Below are 464 nucleotides of genomic sequence, written 5' to 3' on the forward strand. Positions count from 1 at the left end.
GGCCGGAGGTGACGCGCTTCGGGCTGACCGTGGGGCCGGACGGTCCGCGCGCTTGGCTGGACGATCCGGCGGTCTCCTGGTACGTGGGGTGACCCGGGCCCGGGGGCTCCTCGGGCGCGGCAACAGTCCGCCCCGAGGGGCGGCGGCGCGCCGCCGGCTAGGAGCGCCGGAGGATGGGCCGTGGGCGTTACGGTCGGCGGATGGCACGTTCGCGCCTTGTGCTGGCAGTGGTGACCGGGTTGCTTCTGGTGGGGCTGCTGGGGGCTGTGGTTGCCAGGGGCGGGACGCCCTTCGGCGTGGACGCCGCGCTCCACCGGTGGATGCTGGAGCACCGCACTCCGGGCTGGACGGGGGTGCTGACGGAGGTCACCCGGACTGGCTACGTGGTGCTGCCCTATCTGGCGGCCGCGGTGGCGGGCGCCCTCGCGGTGGTCGGGGCGGGGCGGTCGAACGCCCCGGTGAAG

1 protein-coding gene is annotated in these 464 nt (G+C 75.9%); it reads left to right on the forward strand.

Features of this window, described 5'->3' with window-relative positions:
* Window positions 1-200: 200 nt before the first annotated feature.
* The coding region (locus GL263_RS27795) for a hypothetical protein (RefSeq protein ID WP_438948017.1) at window positions 201-464 on the forward strand (264 nt) is incomplete at its 3' end.

The sequence above is a fragment of the Streptomyces durbertensis genome (assembly GCF_014156695.1).
Classification (GTDB): domain Bacteria; phylum Actinomycetota; class Actinomycetes; order Streptomycetales; family Streptomycetaceae; genus Streptomyces; species Streptomyces durbertensis.